The following is a 20,235-nucleotide window of genomic DNA, read 5'->3' as shown; positions in this document are numbered from 1 at the left end:
TAGGATATTTGCTTATAGGTAAATATCGCTAGTCATGTTTTAGAAGAATCCAGCAGGTTTAGTTGAGTAGCTGACTAAAAGATTCTTGGTTTGTTGATAGTGATCTAACATCATTCTGTGGTTTTCACGACCAACGCCTGATTTTTTATAACCACCAAAAGCAGCATGAGCAGGATAGATGTGGTAACAGTTTGTCCAAACACGTCCTGCTTCAACTGCTCGACCAGCGCGGTATGAAGTATGTGCAGAACGAGCCCAAACGCCAGCACCTAAACCATAGATGGTGTCATTTGCGATTTTGATGGCTTCATCAAAATCTTTGAACGTTGTTACAGATAGAACTGGTCCAAAAATTTCTTCTTGGAAGATCTGCATCGCGTTGTGTCCTTTGAAGACAGTTGGTTCGATATAGAAACCTTCACCCACTTCTTGTCTAGCACCACCACCCGTAAGAAGTTCAGCACCTTCTTCTCGACCCATGTTAATACAACGTAGGATTTTTTCCTGTTGTTCTTGTGAAGCTTGTGCACCAACCATTGTTTCAGTATCAAGTGGATGTCCAACTTTGATACGTTTCACACGCTCAATGGCTTTTTCTAAGAACTTATCCGCAATACTTTCTTGAACTAATGCGCGAGAGGGACAAGTACAAATCTCGCCTTGATTGAGTGCGAACATTGCAAAGCCTTCAAGTGCTTTATCAAGAAAATCATCTTCTTGATCCATAACATCTTCAAAGAAGATATTTGGAGATTTTCCACCAAGTTCTAAAGTGACTGGAATAATATTCTCAGTTGCATATTGCATGATCAACTGTCCAACTTGGGTTGAACCTGTAAATGCAATTTTGGCAATACGAGGATTAGTGGCAAGTGGACGGCCTACTTCGACACCATAGCCATTCACAACGTTTAATACACCAGCAGGTAGAATATCTTGGATTAATTCTAAAACAAGTAGAATGCTTACAGGTGTTTGTTCTGCTGGTTTTAATACGACACAGTTACCTGCTGCTAGTGCAGGAGCAAGTTTCCATGCAGCCATGAGAATTGGGAAGTTCCATGGAATAATTTGTCCAACGACACCTAAAGGTTCGTGGAAATGGTAAGCAATTGTATCTTCATCGATTTCTGAAATGCCGCCTTCCTGTGCACGGATACAACCAGCAAAATAGCGGAAGTGGTCAATTGCCAATGGAATATCGGCAGCAAGTGTTTCTCGAACAGGCTTACCATTATCCCAAGTTTCTGCAACGGCAAGATATTCTAGATTTTGTTCTAGTCTATCAGCGATTTTAAGTAAAATATTTGAACGTACTGTCGGAGAGCTTTTATTCCACTCAGCTTTGGCTTTGTGTGCTGCATCTAATGCGAGTTCGATATCTTCAGCTGACGAACGCGGTACTTTTGTAAATACTTTGCCATCGACAGGAGAGATATTATCGAAGTATTCTCCTTTAATAGGTGCTACCCATTGACCGCCAATAAAGTTCTCGTATTGAGCTTTGAATTGAACCTTTGAATCAGGTTGATTAGGATCGACATAACGCATATATATATTCCTTTGCTTATAATTGATCTGTTAAGCATCTACAGCTTTGGTATAAGGTACTTTTGTACGCTATTTGATTAGGATATAACTGGGAAGGTTGGAGAAAGGTTGGAAATCGTGGTCATTAGTAAAGGATACACAAATGTTTACAAAACGAGACCTATTACAACAACGAACATCAATTGATCAACTTAAGCGACACAATAGTTTGTCGCCGCAAAGTGCTGAAATGCTAGGACAAAGTATTGCCAGTTCTTGGCAACGCTCAGCATCTTGTGCTATTCCAAAAGAGCGCTTGGCTGCACCTTTATTGGCACAACATAAGAAAGCAAAAACGACTTTAGATTTAGCATTAGAGGTTTGTTCAAATGATCTCAGTCATATTGCGGCACAATCATCTATGGTGATTGCGGTTGGCGATGTGGGGAGTACAATTATTTGGACTGCTTCCAGTACGCAGATGCAAAGCGCCGCTGAAAAGGTACATTTTATTGCAGGCGGTCAATGGGCAGAAGAAGAGGTTGGGACGAATGCCTTAGCGCTGTCTTTAAAGACTCAACAATCTAGTTGCGTGTTTTCAAATGAGCATTATATGGAATCCGTGCATGACTGGGTTTGTTATGCAGCGCCAGTGATTGATCCCTACTCCAAACAAGTGTTAGGTGTCGTGGATTTATCCACAACTTGGAAAAATCACAATACGCTCGGTGTATTGGCTGCTGAGCGTTGTGCATCTATTATTCAAACCGCTCTGATTGAACAGCAACGTCAGCGTTTATATATCCGTGCTTTTACTTCACCGCAAGTGATGTTTAATAATAAATCTTTGGTTTTAACGCCGCGTCAAATTGAAATTTTGGCAATTTTAGCGCTCTGTCCGAATGGTTTAAATTTAGAAAATTTACATCAAGCGCTTTATGGTGAGCGTAAAGTCAGTGTTGGAACGTTAAAGGCTGAGATGTCACAGTTACGTGATATTTTGGGCGGAATGCTAGGCTCAAGACCTTATCGCTTACTTGCAAATGTAGAAGCTGATTTTTTATATGTGGAACAGGCACTTGATTCGGGTTATATCGCCTCAGCATTACAATTGTATAAGGGTATCTTCTTATCAAAAACAGAAAGTCCTTTCCTATGCGCATGGCGAGATTGTCTTGAATCACGTCTCAGCGATATGATTTTTAAAACCAAAGAAATCGATGTATTACTGAAACATGTAGCTCATTTTCCTGAAGCAATTGATGCCGTTGAAAGATTAATTGAATTGTTACCTTTAGATCATCCTGCTCATCAATCGCTGAGCAAATTCAGAGATATGTCATAACTATAGCGGATCTAAAAAATAAAATTTTGTTTTATATTCAATAACAATGGGTGATATCTTTTGGGATATCATTTAGCTGGCATTAGAAAAATTTGTCTAAAGGCATATCATTTAATCAAATTGAAAAACAATATGATTAGCTTAATTTAGTTCATAACCTTTAAACAATATAGCAGCGTTTGACCTTATCAAAGACAGGGTTAATTTAGAAAAAATGATTCACAAGTTCGCTGAAATTTGATTCGATTATGGATATTGAGAAGCTGAATGAAATAAAAAAAGGGAATACCTTTTGAGGGGTATTCCTAAAATTAAGTAAGCTAACGGTCGGAGAGATTCAGCTTACTTCTCGGGAAAAGTGTGGATTACAATGCTGCTTTAAAAATCTCAACAACTTGGGCATGCGTTGCTTTGCGAGGGTTAGTCAGCATACAGGCATCTTTTTGAGCATTTTCAGCCATGATTGCAAGATCTTCAGTTTTCACACCAAGTTCAGTTAAACCAGATGGGATACCGATTGAAGATGATAATTCCCGAATGGCGTCAATGGCTGCAAAAGCCGCTTCAGTTTCTGTAAGCCCTTCAGTATTTACACCCATAAGTTCAGCAATTTTTGCATAACGGTCTTGGCAAGAAATTAGATTGAACTCACATACATGAGGGAGCAATACCGCATTACATACACCATGAGGGAGATTATAGAATCCGCCTAATTGATGAGCCATGGCATGGACATAGCCTAGAGATGCATTGTTGAATGCCATACCTGCGAGGTATTGTGCATAGCTCATTGCATCACGTGCTTCAATATTTTCACCATTTGCAACCGCAGGGCGTAGCCATTGGCTAATCATGGTAATGGCTTTTTCTGCACAGGCATCGGTGATTGGGTTTGCTGCAGTCGATACATAAGCTTCAACTGCATGTGTAAGTGCATCCATTCCCGTTGCAGCGGTTAAACCTGCTGGCTTTGCAACCATGAGTTTAGGGTCATCGATTGCAATTAATGGAGTGCAGCGCCAGTCAACAATTGCCATTTTTACGTGGGTATCGGTATTGGTAATAATACAGAAACGGGTCATTTCTGATGCAGTACCCGCAGTGGTATTAATCGCAATAAGTGGCGTCATAGGTACCGTACTTTTATCAATACCTTCATAGTCACGGATATGACCACCGCCGGCCGTGACGAGTCCAATCCCTTTTGCACAATCGTGTGATGAACCGCCACCTAAAGAGACAATAAAATCACAGCTATTGTCGTTATAGGCTTGTACACCATTATGTACATTGATGTCAGTTGGATTTGGTTCAGCGCCTGGAAAAATGTGGCTGTCAACGCCTGCATCTTTTAAATATTGTGCAATGGTGTCTGCAACACCAAATTTAAATAAGCCTTGATCAGTTACGATCAGTGCTTTTTTTGCACCAAGATTCTGTGCTTTCGCACCGATTTCTTTTGCACAGCCTGGTCCAAAAAGAGATACACAAGGGATGTAAAAACCGTTAGTTTGATCTGCAATATTTTTAAAAGCCATGGAGCGATTCCTTCTTCCATATTCCATTGTTTGTTATTCAGTGATCTCATCACTGTAGGCTCAGTATGCGAGGCTTAAAAATTTTTCCTACCTACCAAAAACCTACCAAGAAATGTCTCAGACTGTTTAAATGCAATAATATGAATTTTTATCTCGGCGCAATCGATGCATATTAGAAAATTAAATATCTGTATTTTTACTGAATATTAATGTTGTTAAATAATTGTTTTTTAATGTAATAAAGAGTAAATCTCACATTTTATTCACGGTTTTATCTTTATAAATTGTTTAGTCAATTTTGATAAAATCAAGAGGATAAAATGAAAGCCAAAACTTTATTTGGCATGGCAATATTGTCTGCTGCAATGACTGCTGCTGTAATACCAATGCAAGCAAATGCTGAAAAACCCTCTGCTGTCGATAAAATTGATGTGAATCAATATGCTGGAAAATGGTACGAGATCGCTCATTTGCCAATGTATTTTCAACGACACTGTCTAAGTGATACGACTGCTGTGTATATGCTTAATCCTGATAAAACCATCGGGGTCTTAAATAGCTGTAGAACTAAAACAGGGCAAATGGATAGTTCAGAAGGTGTGGCTTATCCTGCTAATAGTGGGAATAGTAAATTGAAAGTTAGTTTCTTACCTAAAGGTTTACGTTGGCTGCCATTTACGAAAGGCGATTATTGGGTTTTACGCGTAGATCCTGAATATAAAGTTGCATTGGTAGGTGGGCCATCGACGAAATATTTATGGCTTCTTTCTAAGACACCAACAATTGATGACGCTACATATAATTCATACCTTGAAACAGCGAAACAACAAGGTTACGACTTATCTAAGCTCATCAAAACTCCTCATCGGACACCATAAGTTATTAAAATTTAATCAGGTATCTCAGTTTGATACCTGATTTTTACTATTAATTTTAGCTTGTGATTTACATTTTTTAGAGCAATATTGAACTTCATTCCAACATCTTTCCCATTTTTTACGCCAAGAAAATGTGAGGTGGCAATTTAGACAAACTTTCTCGGGTAAATGTATTTTTTTATGCATTTTTAGAGTTCTTCGATCTGATTTTGAAGATGGGAGGCACGTTTTAAAATACGATTTTGTTCAGATAATTCTAATTTATCCCATTGCTTATACATCATTGTCATCCGCGGATTTGAACTAAAAAAGACTCGATTTCGATGTAGAAAGTCCCAATATAAACTGTTGAATGGGCAACTATCATGATCAGTTTTGGTTTTTACATTGTAATGGCAGTGTTGACAGTAATTGGACATTTTATGAATGTAATTACCTGATGCTGCATAAGGTTTACTTGCAACAAGACCAGCATCTGCAAATAAAACCATTCCATGAGTATTTGGAAGTTGTACCCATTCAAATGCATCAGCATAAACGCTCAAATACCATTCATTGACTTGCTTGGGTGAGATACCATTCAGTAATGTGAAATTACCAATCACCATCAAGCGTTGAATATGGTGAGCATAAGCATTTTCCAAAGAGTTTCTTAAACATTCATGCATACATTGCATTTTTGTTTCAGCAGTCCAAAAATAGCTGGGCAAGTCTCTTTCAGCATTTAATTTATTGAGATCACGATAATTTGGCATACACAGCCAATAAATGCCGCGAATAAATTCACGCCAACCTAGTATTTGTCGAATAAAACCCTCAGCAGCGTTCAACGGAATTTGGTTATTGTAATAAGCTGATTCAGCAGCATCACAAACTTCTTTGGGTGACAGCAATCCACAGTTTAGGTAGGGAGAAAGGAGGCTATGGAACATATAATCTTGTTGGTTCACCATAGCATCTTGATATTGACCAAAATGGACTAATTGATGTTGGATAAAATGGTCAAGGGCTTGAAGAGCCTGTTGACGTGTAGTTGCCCAGTTGAAATGATCAATTTGACCAATATGATCTTGAAACTCTGCTTTAACTAAAGCGATCACATCTAAATCAATTTGGTCATGAGTAAAATCTAAAGTAGGAGGGATAGCGGGGGTTCCATTCCACTTTTGACGATTATCACTATCAAAATTCCATTTTCCTCCAATTGGTTTATCCGCCTGCATCAAATAGCCTGTTTGCTGTCTTAACTTTCGGTAGAAAAACTCCATCCGTAGGACTTTGGCAGTTGAACTCCATTGTTTAAAAGCTTGAATCGAAGAGAAAAAACGATCGTCTATAAGGATTTGTATGGGAATGTTAAGTTCTTTTTCCCAACTATTTTCCATTTGATATTGTAAGCGGTATTCTCCACATGCGGTTATGACTAAACCTTTTGCCTCTTGTTTATCTAATTGAGACTTAAGAAATTGAAGAAAATTGTTTGTTGTTTTTGAACGGTCAAAAACTTGATAACGAACAGTCCATCCTTGTTGTTTAAGATGTTTGGCAAAATGTCGCATTGCACTAAAAATGAGTGCAATTTTCTGAGGATGATGTTTTACGTAAGTGGTTTCTTCAACCAGTTCTGCCATTAAAATCACATCTTCATGTTTATCAAGTCGTTTTAATGTGGCGATTTCTTCCGAGAGTTGATCACCTAAAATTAAACCGTAGCGCATAAGCTTTCACGCTTAAAAATTTGAATATAGTTTTTCGGTTGTAAAGTTCTTGTGAATACTGCAATTCTTTTTAATCGTATTGGATTGAGAGCTTTTAAATTAAGCAGCATGGGCACTTAAATAAATAGCTAAAACTTGAATATACATTATGAAATATTCTCAGTGAAAGAAACAGGTAACATCAATCAAATGCGCATCTAATTTTTGACCGCAACAATTACAGCTCAGCGTTGGTTGAATGACATTGCCACAGCTTTTGTGTGAGCTACATTAATCATCCAATTTTTTGGCATAGCCATTGCTTTATGCTGGTTGAAAAATATCTATGCTCAGGCTCTTGGAATAGATACAAAGTATTTTTCGTTTGTTTCCTTCTTGAAACATATTTCACGATATTTTTTGTATTTTTGGAGTGAAATCTTTTGCTTATCGCTATATTTCTGAGAATATATTTTTAAGTATGAAGTATATTTTATCGTTCTGATTTCAATAGAATTAGAATCTTTAAAATGCGACCTTTGCAAAAGGGGAAAAGGTTTCATAATTTGGATTGCACTAAATTGAGCTGTTTTTAATTTTTGCACCAAACTGGGATGAACTCACATTAGGTGAAATTGAATTTCATCATGCTGTGAGATTTTATTTTGACTCATAGCATCATTAAAAATAGCAAAGCCCTAATCTCTGTTATTTTTAGCATATTTTTATCTTTCGATATGTTTTTAAAAATATATTGATTTATGAGGGAAAAGTGGCATGCCGATCAATATGAAAGCGATCCGTGTTTTATGTACTATCTTTGCTTGTAGCGTATTTTCTAGTAGCAATGTTTTTGCGAATGAGTCTGTAACGGTCTATGCCGCAGCAAGTTTGACCAACGCGGTGAATGAATTAGATGCAATCTACGAACAAAAAAATAAAGTTGAAGTAAAGACTTCTTATGCGGGTTCTTCAACGCTAGCTAAGCAGATTGAAGCAGGTGCACCAGCTGATGTATTTATTTCGGCCGATGTGCAATGGATGGATTATTTGCAAAAAAAACAGTTGGTATCGGCAAATGATCGCGTGAATTTATTGGGTAATCGTTTGGTAGTGATTGCTCCCAAAGCTCGTCCAATCAAATTAAAAATGAATAAAAGTTTTGATTTCACTAGGGTTGCTCAAGGTAAATGGTGTACAGGTGATACTAAGAGTGTACCTGTTGGGAAATATGCAAAGCAGGCTTTGAATTCGATCGGCTGGTGGGATAAGGTTTCAACTCGTCTAGTGGAAACAGAAGATGTACGTGCAGCCTTAAACTTTGTGGCACATGGTGAATGTCAGTTAGGGATTGTTTACGCTACTGATGCAGCGATCAGCAAAAATGTCATCATCGTTGGAACATTTCCAGAAAATACCCATCAACCTATTATTTATCCAATAGGTTTAGTAAAAAAGAATACAGAGTCAATGAAATTCTATAAGTTTTTACAAAGCAGTCAGGCAATAAAAGTATTTAAAAAATATGGTTTTAGCGTACTTAAGTAATTAAATGATGATTCTGACTCCTGAAGAGCTTGAGGTGTTGCTACTGTCATCTAAAGTAGCAGCAACATGTTTGATTGTGAGTTTAATTCCAGCAATTTTGATTGCTTGGATTTTAGCTAGGAAAGAGTTCTGGGGTAAATCACTATTTGAAACACTGGTTTTCTTACCTTTAGTGTTACCACCAGTTGTACCTGGTTATTTGTTACTTCAAATTTTTGGCAATCGAGGCATCATAGGACAATATCTAGCACCACTTGGATTGGAGTTTGCGTTTAATTGGAAAGGGGCGGTATTGGCATCTGCGGTAATGGGCTTTCCTTTACTCGTACAATCAATTCGATTGGCGTTTGAACTGGTGGATCAGCGTTTAGAAATGGCTGCAAAAACTTTAGGCGCTTCTGCATTCGGCACGTTTATGCAGGTAACTTTGCCACTTGCAAGTAGCGGAATTTTGGTGGGAAGTATTTTATGTTTTTGCCGAAGTTTAGGTGAGTTTGGCGCAACGATTACCTTCGTGGGGAATATTGCCAGTGAAACTCGTACTTTGCCTTTAGCCATGTATAGTTTGATGCAGCAACCTGATACTGAAGCAGCAGTTTGGCGTTTAATAATCTTATCCTTATCCGTAGCTTTCTTTGCACTATGGTTTGCGCAATGGTTCAATCGTTATCAGAAAAATAAACGTGGTCGTTAAGCATGATTGATTGTCATATCCAACTTACCCAAGGACAATTTTCTCTAGATCAACGCTTTCAATCCGATCAGTCTGTGATTGGTTTATTTGGAGCTTCAGGTTCAGGAAAAACCACGATTTTGCATAGTATTGCAGGCTTAGTTACGCCGCAAGCAGGTTGGATCAAAATCAAAAATCAAACATGGTTTAATCAGGCACAGAAAATTAATCTGACTACACAACAACGTCGTATTGGTCTTGTATTTCAGGACGCACAGTTATTTCCGCATAAAAACGTCAAGCAGAATCTATTGTTTGGATTTAAGCATATTCAACCGCAGCAACGTCAGTTTGAGGTGGACTATATTATTGAGTTACTCAAGTTAGAACATCTGATTGAGCGAATGCCCATGAAACTATCTGGCGGGGAAAAACAGCGTGTCGCATTGGGACGAGCATTGCTGTATTCACCACAAGTGTTGTTATTAGATGAGCCACTTTCTGCATTGGATGCAGCACATAAAGCAGAGATCATTCCTTTTTTTCAAAGCGTCAAACAGGAATTAGGCATTCCAATGTTATATGTCAGCCATGATAAATCTGAGATTGAGCAGCTCACCCATGAAATCTGGTATTTATAAATAGCGCTGTAATAAAGCCAGAAATTTCTGTACTTCCTCATCATTGACATGATCAACATCTTTTAATAGTGGAAATTCATCATATTGAATAGATTGGGGTGACTAGAGTTGATTTATGCATCAACTCTAGTGCGAATTTTTATACAAATAGGTATAGAACTAAACCAAAAAGTGCAGAAGCGAAAATCACATAAAGCACATTGATTTGGAATTTAAACAGCGCAATCATCGCAGCGATTGTGACGATTGCCGCTTCATAATTAAAAGCGTGATCGAAACCCTGTGGCCACAGCACATGATAACTAAAGAAAAGTGCAAGATTGAGAATAACCCCCACGACAGCAGCGGTAATTGCCGTAAGTGGTGCTGTAAATTTAAGTTCATTATGAGTGGATTCAATAATCGGAGCACCTGCGAGAATGAACACAAAGGAAAATAAAAAAGTAAACCATGTGACAATGACAGCGCCGAGTGTACCTGCCAAGAATAGATGATCTGCACCTAACAAGGCATGATTAAAGCCCCCTACAAATCCAACGAATGCAACCACCATAATCAGTGGGCCTGGAGTACTTTCACCCAATGCCAATCCATCAATCATTTGGGTTGGACTGAGCCATGCATAGTGATTCACCGCACCTTGATACACATAAGGTAATACGGCATAAGCTCCACCAAATGTCAGTAATGCAGCCTTGGTAAAGAACCATGCCATTTGGGTATAAGCATGTTGCCATCCTAAGCTTAAGGTTAAACTGATCATTGGGATACACCATAACAATGCTGCGATAACGAGGATTTTAGTCAGTTGAGTCCAACGGAAAATAGCATGTGCAGGAGGAGGCGTATCATCATCAATCAGGGCAGCACCATAATGTTTTTGCTTGCCTTGATGGGTGCTTTGAGTTGCAAATAAGTGTGGTTGCTTTTTACTCAGTAAATAGCCTAGTATCGCGGCACTCAATACAATCAATGGAAAGGGAATATTGAAGAAAAAGATCGCGATAAAAGCAGTAGCGGCAATCAAATATAAGAAATTGTTTTTGAGTGAGCGGCTACCAATGCGATAAGTTGCATGGAATACAATTGCTGTTACGGCAGGTTTGATACCATAAAATAATCCAGCAATAATTGGCACATCACCAAACTGTACATAAATCCATGACAAGGCAATTAGAATAAATAAAGAAGGCAGCACAAATAGAATGCCTGCAACTAAGCCACCTGCGGTTCGATGCATCAACCAACCAATATAAATGGCGAGTTGTTGTGCTTCAGGGCCAGGTAAAAGCATGCAATAGTTGAGTGCATGTAAGAATCTTTTTTCAGAAATCCAACGTTTCTGTTCGACTAGTTCTTGGTGCATCACTGCAATTTGACCTGCTGGTCCTCCAAAACTAATGAAGCCTAATTTCAACCAAAATAAAAAGGCTTGCCAAAAAGGAATAGAGTCCAGAGCTTTTATTCGATCAGATTGCTGCATAATTATTCTCAGATAGAGCGTTTATTTTCTGAATATCGCGAGTTGTATTGCACACCATAAGAAGTTGTCGATTCTAAATGAATCCAATTCATTTCTTTATATATTTAATTGCTTTAATAATTCAAATTAATGACTTTTAATAAATTTTTCTGATTGCAGAATAATAAAAACAAAGTGTTTATATCGATAAAAAATATAAATATAGGACTTACGCATTGACGGATTCAAAAAAGTATTAAAATGCTTTATAAAGTATCTGTGATCAGACGAATTAAAAATGCTTCTACAGCAACTTGTACTCTACCCATTTATATGGGCTTTCTCATGACAGAACCGAACTCTATTAGCTGCACACAACTTGCCGAGACTTATAACATCTCGCATGATAGTGTAAATCGCTTTCTAGAGCGTGAAGACTACACACCTCACGACCTATATCAATAAGCAATTCAACATATTGATAATAATAAACTTATTGTCAGTATTGATGATACTGTTTTAGATAAACCGTATAGTCAGCATACATGCCACCGAGCGCGGTAGTGAATATTTGCGAGAATTTAAAATTACAAGAAAAGGCATTTCCGGTTCTCTTTTATCTGCGCTTGGAAATTTCTAGACCGTTTGATTCTTAGGCATTAAGTAAAATGATCTCTTGTTTATAAACCGAAGGCGCTTGCCCTGTCCAGCGTTTAAAGGCACGTCGGAATTCACGTAATTCGCTAAAACCCAGTTGCAGGCTAATCTCACTCATGGACAGGTTTTGTCCCAGTAATTGTTTGGCTTTACGTTCCAATACATTTTGCCGAATTTGTTGAAAACTCAGACCTTCCAATAATAATTGCCGTCTTAAATGGCGTTCGCTGATGTGTAATTGTTCTGCGGCTTGCTGCATCTCGAAACGCTCAGGTAAATGCTGTTCAATCAAATGATCAAGTAAATGTACATAGCCGACCTGATTGAGCCGGTCGATTTCTTTTAAGGCTTGTTCACAGATTTGGATAGCAGTTGCGTAATTGGCAGGGCTGTAATTTTTTAAGCTGCGCTGCAACATGCTGCTGCTAAAGCGCATGATATTTTTATCACTGTTAAATTGAATTGGGCAGCCAAAGATATCATTATATTGCTGTTGATATTCGCTTGCTAAATAGCTGAGCTCAAGACTGATCACATCATTATGGTCGCCCAGCATTGCATTTAAACAGGTGATGATGCTGCTGAATAATTCATCATAGAAAAAGGCTTTAAGTTCATTGCAGGGATAGGGTTCAGTGACTTCTAATTCACAAAGATCAGCGTGGATAGAAAAGTCGATATTTAAGACACTGCCAGAAATCCGATGGTAGCGCAGTGCAATGTCTAGAGCATCTGCAACGGTTTTACAGGATTGCATGGCAAAGCCCAAAATCCCCATCGAAATCAGACCTTCGCTACTGCCAAGCTTTAAACCAAGGTCGGGCTGCTGATAGGTGGTCATGGCTTGACCAACCACATCACAGAGTTGGCTAAAACTGACCACAGCTTGGGTTTGCTGTATTTGTGCAATGTCTAAACCTGAATTCTGAAACCATGCAGCATAATCCCACTGTTGCTGCTCTGCATAATGGATCAGGCTCGCCAGAATGGTGGGTGGAATAAATTGCTGTTGATCATTTTTATCGCTGCTACGTATAGGCATAAGTCCGTTTTGCCCCCTAAAGAAAAGTCTCTTTAACCCTGTTGCGTATAGCATAATTTTGATTAACTTTCAACATGCTTTAACACAGTTATAAAAAAATCGAAAGGAAGTCGTGATGTATCAGGTGGGTTGGGATAAACAACAAATCAAAATTACACCGAAAGGCTATGCCATGTTTGGTTATGGACAATGGTCACATCGTGCCTATGAACAGCGCACAGCGTTATATGCACGTAGCTTTACTATTGTTGATCAGCAACAGCATCGGCTCATTATCTGCTGTCTGGATTTAGGCTGTATTACCCATGCGATGCGTAGCCAAACCGTAGAGAGACTCATCGAAACTCTAGGTTCAGCATTTGATGAAAATCAATTGGTCCTCATGGCAACCCATACTCACTCAGGACCTGGCGGTTGTGGCTATGAAGCTTTATACAATATGCCAACCCCTGGTTTTGTGCCTGAACATTTAACTGCCATTGTTGAGGCGATTGTATTGAGTATTCAAAATGCGATTGTATCTGAACAAGACACCGAGATTTTTTTAGGGACGCAGCATTTTCCAGAACAGACACCTGTCGCATGGAATCGTTCAATCAAAGCCTATAATCGGAATCCAGAAGTTCAGCCACGTACCGAAGCTGAAACGCATTTAGCCTTGAACAGAGAAATGCAGTTGATCGGTTTCTATCGTGAGCAACAACTACAGTCGTTTATTTCATTATTTGGTGTCCATGCAACCTGTTTGGGAAATTCTTTAAACGCCTATGATGGCGATAATAAAGGCTATGCAGCCGTATTCTCTGAGCAGGCTTTAATTGAGCAAGGGATTCAAAATCCAGTCACAATTTTTGCTCAAGCAACTGCAGGGGACGTATCACCGCATTTTCATGGCAAAGATCAGCTGAAGATTCGCAATAAGATTAAAGGCGAGCAGGAATATCAATACGCACAACAAAATGGTCGTTATCAAAGTGAGCTGGCTTTGACGGCTTTACAGTCCAATATTCCTAAAAATTTACATAAAGTTGAAGGCAAGATCGATGCTGTTTTGTCCTATGTTGATTTGAGTAATATTGAGATTCCAGATGAGTTTGCAGCGGGGCAAAAGCATGCAAAAACCAGTCAGCCTTGTCATGGCACCGCATTTTTTGCAGGCACGCCTGTCGATGGTTTAGGTGCGCCAAAAGTTTTAATTAAAGGGATGCAGTTTTTAGCCGATCAATTTCGCAGACAGAAAACCAAGCATTCAAAAGCAGCTGATTTTGCAGACTATCAGCAGTTGTATGCCTCTCAAGGACCAAAACAGATCTTACTGGAAGCAGGTGCTAAAAAGATTTTAGGTCAACCGATTGGTTTTCCACCGAGTATGCTTGATCCGTTGATTGCAGAAATGAACCGACAAGTGAAAGCGGGGGCGATTCAGCACAGTTCTTTAGTCCCGAGCGTTGTTCCATTACAGATTATACGATTAGGTCAATTGGCTTTGATTTGCTGTCCAGGCGAATTTACCACCATCGCAGGGCAGCGTGTGGTTGACACCGTCAAGCAGACGCTTGCTACACAGGCGTCAATAGAGAGGGTCTGGTTGGCATCGTATTGCAATGATTATATGGGTTATGTCACCACCTATGAAGAATACCAACAACAAGCTTATGAGGGTGGGCATACCTTATTTGGTCAATGGACATTGGCAGCTTGTCAGAGCAAATTCAAAGATTTGGCAAAACAATTGTTGTTAGAAAAAAATAAACGTCATTACGATGAAATGACACGACCACAGCCGATTCCAGAAAACGAACTCGCAAAACGCAGCAATCATGGCAATTTAAAAACTGCCGTTAGCCAAGGAGAGGCAGTATGAGTGATTTAACACAAGGCATTTGGACAAACTGGTCAGGCTTTCAAAAAGCCAAGCCACAACAGATTTTACAACCAGTCAATATTCAAGAATTACAGTCGATTGTTTATGAACAGCAAAAAATAAGAGTCGTGGGTGCAGGGCATTCCTTTACGCCGTTGGTGTGTACCGATGCGACCTTAGTATCTTTAGATCGAATCTCAGGTGTTGCATCTTTCGATGTAGAACACTGTCAGAGCAATATTTATGCGGGTACACGTTTATACGATTTAGATCAGCATTTACAGCAGCAATCCATCAATCAGGCTTTGATGAATCAAGGAGATATTGATCAGCAAAGTCTGGCGGGTGCAGTTTCTACAGGCACACATGGCACAGGTGCAGATTTACATTGTATTTCAGCCTATGTTGAAGCTTTTGAGTTATTGACGGCATCTGGTGAAATCCTAAAATGCAGTCGCACAGAGAACTCTGAAATCTTTGCCGCAGGGCGGGTTTCTTTGGGTAGCTTGGGAATCTTAACCAAGATCACTATGCAGAATCGACCTCGCTATAAGCTGAAAGAGCATATTCAACTTTGTCTAGTCGAGGACATGATGCAAAACATTCAGCAATGGAAGCATCAGCATCGACATATCGAGTGTTTTGTATTTCCCCATGAAAAGCAGTTGATGTTGAAAACTTTGGATGAAACCGATGCAGCAATTTTACCTCGGAAAGAGAATTTCCCATCGGATGATACCTTACTGACCTTATGCTCTGAGTTGACCAAAAACTTTCCATCACTAAATCCTTATTTACAGAAACTATTAGGCATCTTTGTCAAACCAACCACCTATGTCGATTGGTCGAGCAAGATATTTCCAACACCGCGTAATACCAAGTTCAATGAAATGGAGTATCAGATTCCCGTTGATCGTGGAATTGAGTGTTTGGATGAAGTATTACATGCTTTAAGAACGTATAAAGTCGCCACCTTTTTTCCGCTCGAATTTCGCTTTGTGAAAGGTGATGATATTTGGCTCAGTCCTTTTTATCAGCAGGACTCGATTTCGATATCAGTACATCAATATCATAAGCAAGATCCGAAGTTGATTTTTGATGTGGTTGAGCCGATTTTGCAGAAATATCGAGGGCGTCCGCATTGGGGTAAAATGCATCATATGACCAGCACACAGCTTCGGGCTGTATATCCAAAGTGGGATGATTTTATGGCTTTGCGTCAGCAGCTTGATCCAGAAGCTAAGTTTTTAAATCCCTATCTGGAAAAGCTGTTTTTAGGTTAAATAGAGTTTTTTATGAGTTGAAAGTATTTAACGGAATCATATCGAGTTCTCATCCAATTAAGGGTGAAGCTTTCAGCTAGATTTACTTTGGTTTCATCCTAAAAAGTATAAGATGCATTTAAACTCTTGCGTTTTGCCAAAGCTTTGGTCGTTTTGGCTTACTCAGGTTGTAGATGACATTCCCTTGTATAAGATGGTTTTTTAGGATCAGGATTAAATAAAAAAGGTATAGCCATGTTGGATCATTATTTTAAACAACTCAATCTTGACCTAAAAAAACAGGGGATTGCGACCCCGCAACTTATTGTAGATGCGGCTGCGTTAAAACAAAATATCCAACATGTACAACTGCGTTTGTCACATGCACCACATTTAAAAGCACGCTTGGTAGTGAAATCATTAGCAAGCCTAGAATTACTTAAGTTGCTATCTGAACAACTGAATACGCAACGCTTTATGGTATTTCATCAACCGCATATTGTTTCGATCTTAGAAAATTTTGCCGAAGCCAATATTTTGTTGGGTAAACCAATGCCCGCTCAAGCAGTCCATCAATTTTTTGATCAACATGCGGAGTGGTCAAATGCCAACATTCAGTGGCTGATTGATACCAAGCAACGCTTACAACAGTATCTTGAGATTGCTCAGCTCTATGCTCTATCTTTGCATGTGAATATTGAGATTGATGTTGGTTTGCATCGTGGTGGCGTGCAATCGGCAGCACAGATGGTCGAAATATTAAAGTTGATTCAACAGTATCCGCAGTATTTAAAGCTTTCTGGTTTGATGGGCTATGATGCACATGTCACTAAAATTCCAGCCATCATTAAAAAACCTGAATTGGCTTATCAAAGCTCACAGCAGACCTATGCCGATTACCAAAAGCTAATTAAACAGCAGTTTCCATCGCTGTGGAGTGATGCGCTGTGTTTTAATGGTGGTGGTAGTCTAACCTTTAGCTTTCATACCACTGAAAGTGTCTGCAATGATTTGTCTTTTGGTTCAATGCTCTTAAAACCAAGTGATTTTGACAGTGATTTTTTAAAGGCTTTACAGCCTGCTTTATGGATTGCATCGCCAGTCTTAAAAGTTTTACCTTTTACCCAGCTGCCATCAATGTCTTTACTCGATAAATTGCCACATAAGTATAAGGCACTGTTTATTTATGGCGGCTATTGGCTAGCGAATTATGTCTATCCAAAACAAGCGCATCCACATGCATTGTATGGGCGAAGTAGTAATCAGGAGTTGGTCAATGTACCCAAGGATTGTGATATTCAGGTCGATGATTTTGTTTTTTTAAGACCGACACAGAGTGAAGCGATTATTCTTCAGTTTTCTAAGTTGAAGCTTTATCGCGCACATGCTTTTGAGACATGGCAAAGCTTTCGGGAATAAAAAAGCCTTGTGCGATCACACAAGGCTTTGCATTTTGTCTCAGTTTATTGTTTGACAATCAGCACAGGAATATGTGATTCCGTTAAAACAGCACGCGCTACACTACCCAGTAATAAGCGTTTTACGCCTGTACGACCATGTGAACCCATAATAATAAGGTCTGCGCCAATTTCATCAGCTATAAAAATAATGCCTTCACTCGCTACACCATGCTGAATTTTGGTTTGAACCTCAATTCCATCGCGAATGAAAGATTGAGCAATATCTTGTAGTTGGGTTTTAGCATGCGCTTCAGCCTGCATAAAATGATCGGTAATGGCTGGTGCAACTTGATAAAAATCAACACCGACATATGGATCAACAGCCACCACGCTGAGTACAGTCACTTTTGCCCCTGATAATTTTGCTAAAGACAGTGTATGTTCAACTGCTGCATAAGAAATTGGAGAATCATCAACAGCGACTAAAATATTTTGATAAGACATATTTACTCCTTATAGTTTATCGTTGTAAAAGATAAAAGTATAAGCAGTTGATAACACATTGAACCTATTCTAGCAAATGGGACGATCATCTAAAACCTATGATAACGCTGAATATAATCTAGAAATATAGGAAATCCCTCAGCAAAATATGGGTCTAAGAGAATCTCTGTATTTTTGTAATTTTTCTTCATATTTATCGGCATAGGAACATCCGTGTTACTCAGTTTAGAAGCATTCAAACAACAAAAATTTGATCAAGTCGCAGCAAAAATTATGGCTGATCCAGAGCGTTATCTCGCATTTGACTCAGTTTCAGATTTTTATAAAGCTGAATGGCTAGATGAGTTTCCACAAGGGGCGACATGGTCTGCTACAGGATTAGATGATGGCGCTGAGCAGTTTTATGCAGTCATCGAATATGGCAATCACTATCTCTATATCAGCCGAACGGAGCGAGTAACGGTAAAATTAGGTATAAGACATCATTACAATAAAAATTATTAATCCGGGCAGTCATTAATTTTTACATGTTCAGATTTTGTGATTGAAATGAGAATGATATAATTTGCTGCGATGATGAAACCTTAATTAAAACTAAACGGAAATTTAAAAAATGGCACATCAATTTACGGTAAATGAAACAATTCATGGCGTTTCAATTGAAGATTTTTCAAGATTAGTTGCTATGACTTCATTGCATGAAGCAGTATGTAAGCGTATTCCAGGTGAGAACTTAGAAATTATTGAATCTGCTGTAAAAGGTGATATTTATACCTTACGTCGTGAATATAATCTTGATGTGAATATCCCAGATGTGGCTAAAAAATTATTAAAAAATGCATTCCGTTTAAAACGTTCTGATATTACTGATTTAAAAAATTTAACCTCAACTGTAGAGCTAGGCGCAAACTTACCTTTAGAAGCAAAAGCTGAACGTAAGGTAACAGGTAACAGTAACCAAGTAGACATTACTCTGACCTGGACGGTAAAGGTGAAAGTACCTTTGATCGGTGGAATGCTTGAAAAGCATGCAGAGGGCGAGATTCGCAAGTTTAGCCAGCTTGAGATTGAAATTGTTGAGGATGAATTAAAGAAAAACCTTTAATTTAGATGCGATAAAAGAACTCTCCGTAAGGGGAGTTTTTTTATTTTAGAAGCGTAGAAAATAGGGCAATATTGAGATAACCACACCGATGACACTTAATAAAGTCGTACTTTCGATAAAATAAGGATAAATCATCAGAACTAAACCGCAAACTAAAGGCACAGTCATTTTTTGCTTTTTGCCATACATAAAATAGCCTAAGCCAATTGAGCTAAAGATCACACCAAGAAAAAGCTGGGTTGCGTTCATTGTGATTTGCCATACGTTATTTTTATCGTGCATATACTATGACAAGATTCTCAAATGAAAATTATAGAAGCGTGAATAAATATCGAATACGATGTGTGTGAGTATTGATCAAAAATAATTAGGTCGTGGGATGAATGTAATTTTACCTGTAGCGCAACGCGGTGAAGAGATTTTAAAAATTAAAGCGACTGCGGTTGCTCAGGGGGAGTTTAATAGCGAGTGGCTATTGCAACTGGCTTCTGCGATGCATGCCACTATGCTTGAACGTAATGGTGTAGGGATAGCAGCGCCACAAGTGTATATCTCTAAGCGAGTGATCATCGTTGCTTCGCGATCAAATCCACGTTATCCCGAAGCACCTGAAATGGATGCCGTAGTAATGGTCAATCCTGAGATTTTGGAGTTTTCTCAAGCGACTTGTTTGGGGGAAGAAGGGTGTTTAAGTGTTCCTGATGAGCGTGGGCAAGTGCAACGAGCCCAGAGTATCAAAGTGCGTTATCACACTTTACAAGGTGAGGTGATTGAAACAATATTTGATGGTTTTCCTGCACGAATTGTGCAGCATGAGGTGGATCATTTAAATGGGATACTGTTTGTAGAACGAGTGAGTTAAGTTTATTGCTTAGACATTAAAAAAATTACAAAAGCTCTCTGTACACGACAAATTTCATAGAGCCCTTGTCCTATCAGGCTTTTTCTTTCTTAAAATTGCGAGCACTTTCTTAAATTCTTCTTTTTTTCCAAAACCAATCAAACGTAGAATAGCCATCTGAACATAGTCTAAACCGTATCGAAATAAACTGACTGAAAGTCGTCCATGCTTCTTTATTTTTATCGCTT

The 20,235-nt window shown here is 38.8% G+C and carries 19 protein-coding genes and 2 pseudogenes; 12 read left to right on the top strand and 9 right to left on the bottom strand.

Annotated elements, in window-relative coordinates; genetic code table 11:
* Positions 1 to 39 precede the first annotated feature (39 nt).
* Entirely contained in the window at positions 40 to 1,551 is a 1,512-nt protein-coding gene (locus F908_RS10390) for an acetaldehyde dehydrogenase ExaC (protein WP_005161445.1), read from the bottom strand.
* A 142-nt stretch (positions 1,552 to 1,693) separates the two neighbouring features.
* Here F908_RS10390 and F908_RS10385 point away from each other — a divergent pair, with 142 nt between their 5' ends.
* Positions 1,694 to 2,875 carry a hypothetical protein gene (locus tag F908_RS10385; protein WP_005161443.1) on the top strand — a complete coding sequence of 394 codons (1,182 nt, stop codon included), beginning with the start codon at positions 1,694 to 1,696 and terminating at the stop codon, positions 2,873 to 2,875.
* Positions 2,876 to 3,240: 365 nt separating this feature from the next.
* On the opposite strand, the gene mdh is transcribed toward F908_RS10385, so the two are convergent.
* On the bottom strand, positions 3,241 to 4,413 hold the full coding sequence (gene mdh, locus F908_RS10380) for an iron-dependent methanol dehydrogenase (protein ID WP_005161441.1): 1,173 nt from the start codon (positions 4,411 to 4,413) through the stop codon (positions 3,241 to 3,243).
* Between the two features lie 344 nt (positions 4,414 to 4,757).
* On the opposite strand from mdh, the gene F908_RS10375 reads away from it, so the two are divergent.
* The gene (locus F908_RS10375) at positions 4,758 to 5,291 is read left to right on the top strand and encodes a lipocalin family protein (RefSeq protein WP_372616322.1); all 534 of its coding nucleotides are present in this window, start codon (positions 4,758 to 4,760) and stop codon (positions 5,289 to 5,291) included.
* 24 nt (positions 5,292 to 5,315) lie between these two features.
* Here the strand turns inward: F908_RS10375 and F908_RS15675 are convergent, their stop codons facing one another.
* Both F908_RS15675 and F908_RS10370 read right to left on the bottom strand, forming a co-directional pair.
* Positions 5,316 to 5,477: a DUF2256 domain-containing protein gene (locus F908_RS15675; RefSeq protein ID WP_081399873.1), complete on the bottom strand. Its 162-nt coding sequence runs from the start codon at positions 5,475 to 5,477 to the stop codon at positions 5,316 to 5,318.
* Between the two features lie 2 nt (positions 5,478 to 5,479).
* Entirely contained in the window at positions 5,480 to 7,009 is a 1,530-nt protein-coding gene (locus F908_RS10370; RefSeq protein WP_005161436.1) for a cryptochrome/photolyase family protein, read from the bottom strand.
* Between the two features lie 756 nt (positions 7,010 to 7,765).
* Between F908_RS10370 and modA the strand changes: the two genes are divergently transcribed.
* Genes modA through F908_RS10350 form a run of 3 tightly spaced genes read left to right on the top strand, consistent with a single transcriptional unit; the run spans position 7,766 to position 9,850 of the window.
* The gene (gene modA / locus F908_RS10360; protein ID WP_005161425.1) at positions 7,766 to 8,536 is read left to right on the top strand and encodes a molybdate ABC transporter substrate-binding protein; all 771 of its coding nucleotides are present in this window, start codon (positions 7,766 to 7,768) and stop codon (positions 8,534 to 8,536) included.
* A 4-nt stretch (positions 8,537 to 8,540) separates the two neighbouring features.
* Positions 8,541 to 9,230: a molybdate ABC transporter permease subunit gene (modB, locus tag F908_RS10355; protein ID WP_005161422.1), complete on the top strand. Its 690-nt coding sequence runs from the start codon at positions 8,541 to 8,543 to the stop codon at positions 9,228 to 9,230.
* Between the two features lie 2 nt (positions 9,231 to 9,232).
* The gene (locus F908_RS10350) at positions 9,233 to 9,850 is read left to right on the top strand and encodes a molybdenum ABC transporter ATP-binding protein (RefSeq protein WP_005161420.1); all 618 of its coding nucleotides are present in this window, start codon (positions 9,233 to 9,235) and stop codon (positions 9,848 to 9,850) included.
* A gap of 139 nt (positions 9,851 to 9,989) precedes the next feature.
* Here the strand turns inward: F908_RS10350 and chrA are convergent, their stop codons facing one another.
* Positions 9,990 to 11,333 (bottom strand): chromate efflux transporter, encoded by a 1,344-nt coding sequence (chrA, locus tag F908_RS10345; protein WP_005161417.1) that lies wholly within the window; start codon positions 11,331 to 11,333, stop codon positions 9,990 to 9,992.
* A 258-nt stretch (positions 11,334 to 11,591) separates the two neighbouring features.
* Between chrA and F908_RS15955 the strand changes: the two are divergent.
* Positions 11,592 to 11,855, top strand: a pseudogene (locus F908_RS15955) (IS701 family transposase); the annotation flags it as partial.
* A 109-nt stretch (positions 11,856 to 11,964) separates the two neighbouring features.
* Here F908_RS15955 and F908_RS10340 read toward each other — a convergent pair.
* Positions 11,965 to 13,065, bottom strand: a complete 1,101-nt coding sequence (locus F908_RS10340; RefSeq protein ID WP_034602731.1) for an AraC family transcriptional regulator — start codon at positions 13,063 to 13,065, stop codon at positions 11,965 to 11,967.
* 61 nt (positions 13,066 to 13,126) lie between these two features.
* Between F908_RS10340 and F908_RS10335 the strand changes: the two genes are divergently transcribed.
* The 3 genes from F908_RS10335 (at position 13,127) to F908_RS10325 (ending at position 17,556) form a co-directional block, all read left to right on the top strand.
* Positions 13,127 to 14,875 carry a neutral/alkaline non-lysosomal ceramidase N-terminal domain-containing protein gene (locus F908_RS10335; RefSeq protein WP_005161412.1) on the top strand — a complete coding sequence of 583 codons (1,749 nt, stop codon included), beginning with the start codon at positions 13,127 to 13,129 and terminating at the stop codon, positions 14,873 to 14,875.
* Positions 14,872 to 16,158, top strand: a complete 1,287-nt coding sequence (locus F908_RS10330) for a D-arabinono-1,4-lactone oxidase (protein WP_005161411.1) — start codon at positions 14,872 to 14,874, stop codon at positions 16,156 to 16,158. The genes F908_RS10335 and F908_RS10330 overlap by 4 nt, the downstream gene beginning before the upstream one ends.
* Positions 16,159 to 16,392: 234 nt before the next feature.
* Positions 16,393 to 17,556: an alanine racemase gene (locus tag F908_RS10325; protein ID WP_005161405.1), complete on the top strand. Its 1,164-nt coding sequence runs from the start codon at positions 16,393 to 16,395 to the stop codon at positions 17,554 to 17,556.
* A 44-nt stretch (positions 17,557 to 17,600) separates the two neighbouring features.
* Here F908_RS10325 and F908_RS10320 read toward each other — a convergent pair whose 3' ends face one another.
* Complete coding sequence (locus F908_RS10320; protein WP_005161401.1) at positions 17,601 to 18,041, bottom strand: universal stress protein; 441 nt, start codon at positions 18,039 to 18,041, stop codon at positions 17,601 to 17,603.
* Positions 18,042 to 18,254: 213 nt separating this feature from the next.
* Between F908_RS10320 and F908_RS10315 the strand changes: the two genes are divergently transcribed.
* Positions 18,255 to 18,545, top strand: coding sequence for a hypothetical protein (locus F908_RS10315; RefSeq protein ID WP_005161399.1), 291 nt, complete (start codon positions 18,255 to 18,257; stop codon positions 18,543 to 18,545).
* A gap of 109 nt (positions 18,546 to 18,654) precedes the next feature.
* Positions 18,655 to 19,146, top strand: coding sequence for a DUF2505 family protein (locus tag F908_RS10310; RefSeq protein WP_005161389.1), 492 nt, complete (start codon positions 18,655 to 18,657; stop codon positions 19,144 to 19,146).
* 45 nt (positions 19,147 to 19,191) lie between these two features.
* On the opposite strand, the gene F908_RS10305 is transcribed toward F908_RS10310, so the two are convergent.
* Positions 19,192 to 19,395 carry a hypothetical protein gene (locus F908_RS10305; RefSeq protein ID WP_034602845.1) on the bottom strand — a complete coding sequence of 68 codons (204 nt, stop codon included), beginning with the start codon at positions 19,393 to 19,395 and terminating at the stop codon, positions 19,192 to 19,194.
* A 130-nt stretch (positions 19,396 to 19,525) separates the two neighbouring features.
* On the opposite strand from F908_RS10305, the gene def reads away from it, so the two are divergent.
* Entirely contained in the window at positions 19,526 to 20,008 is a 483-nt protein-coding gene (gene def, locus F908_RS10300; protein ID WP_005161384.1) for a peptide deformylase, read from the top strand.
* Positions 20,009 to 20,062: 54 nt separating this feature from the next.
* Here def and F908_RS10295 read toward each other — a convergent pair.
* Positions 20,063 to 20,235 (bottom strand): annotated as a pseudogene (locus tag F908_RS10295) (IS4 family transposase); the annotation flags it as partial.

The sequence above is a fragment of the Acinetobacter sp. NIPH 284 genome, from assembly GCF_000369425.1.
In the GTDB taxonomy this organism is placed as follows: domain Bacteria; phylum Pseudomonadota; class Gammaproteobacteria; order Pseudomonadales; family Moraxellaceae; genus Acinetobacter.
The sequence above is the reverse complement of the archived record's forward strand: the minus strand, read 5'-3'. Positions and strand labels throughout refer to the sequence as shown.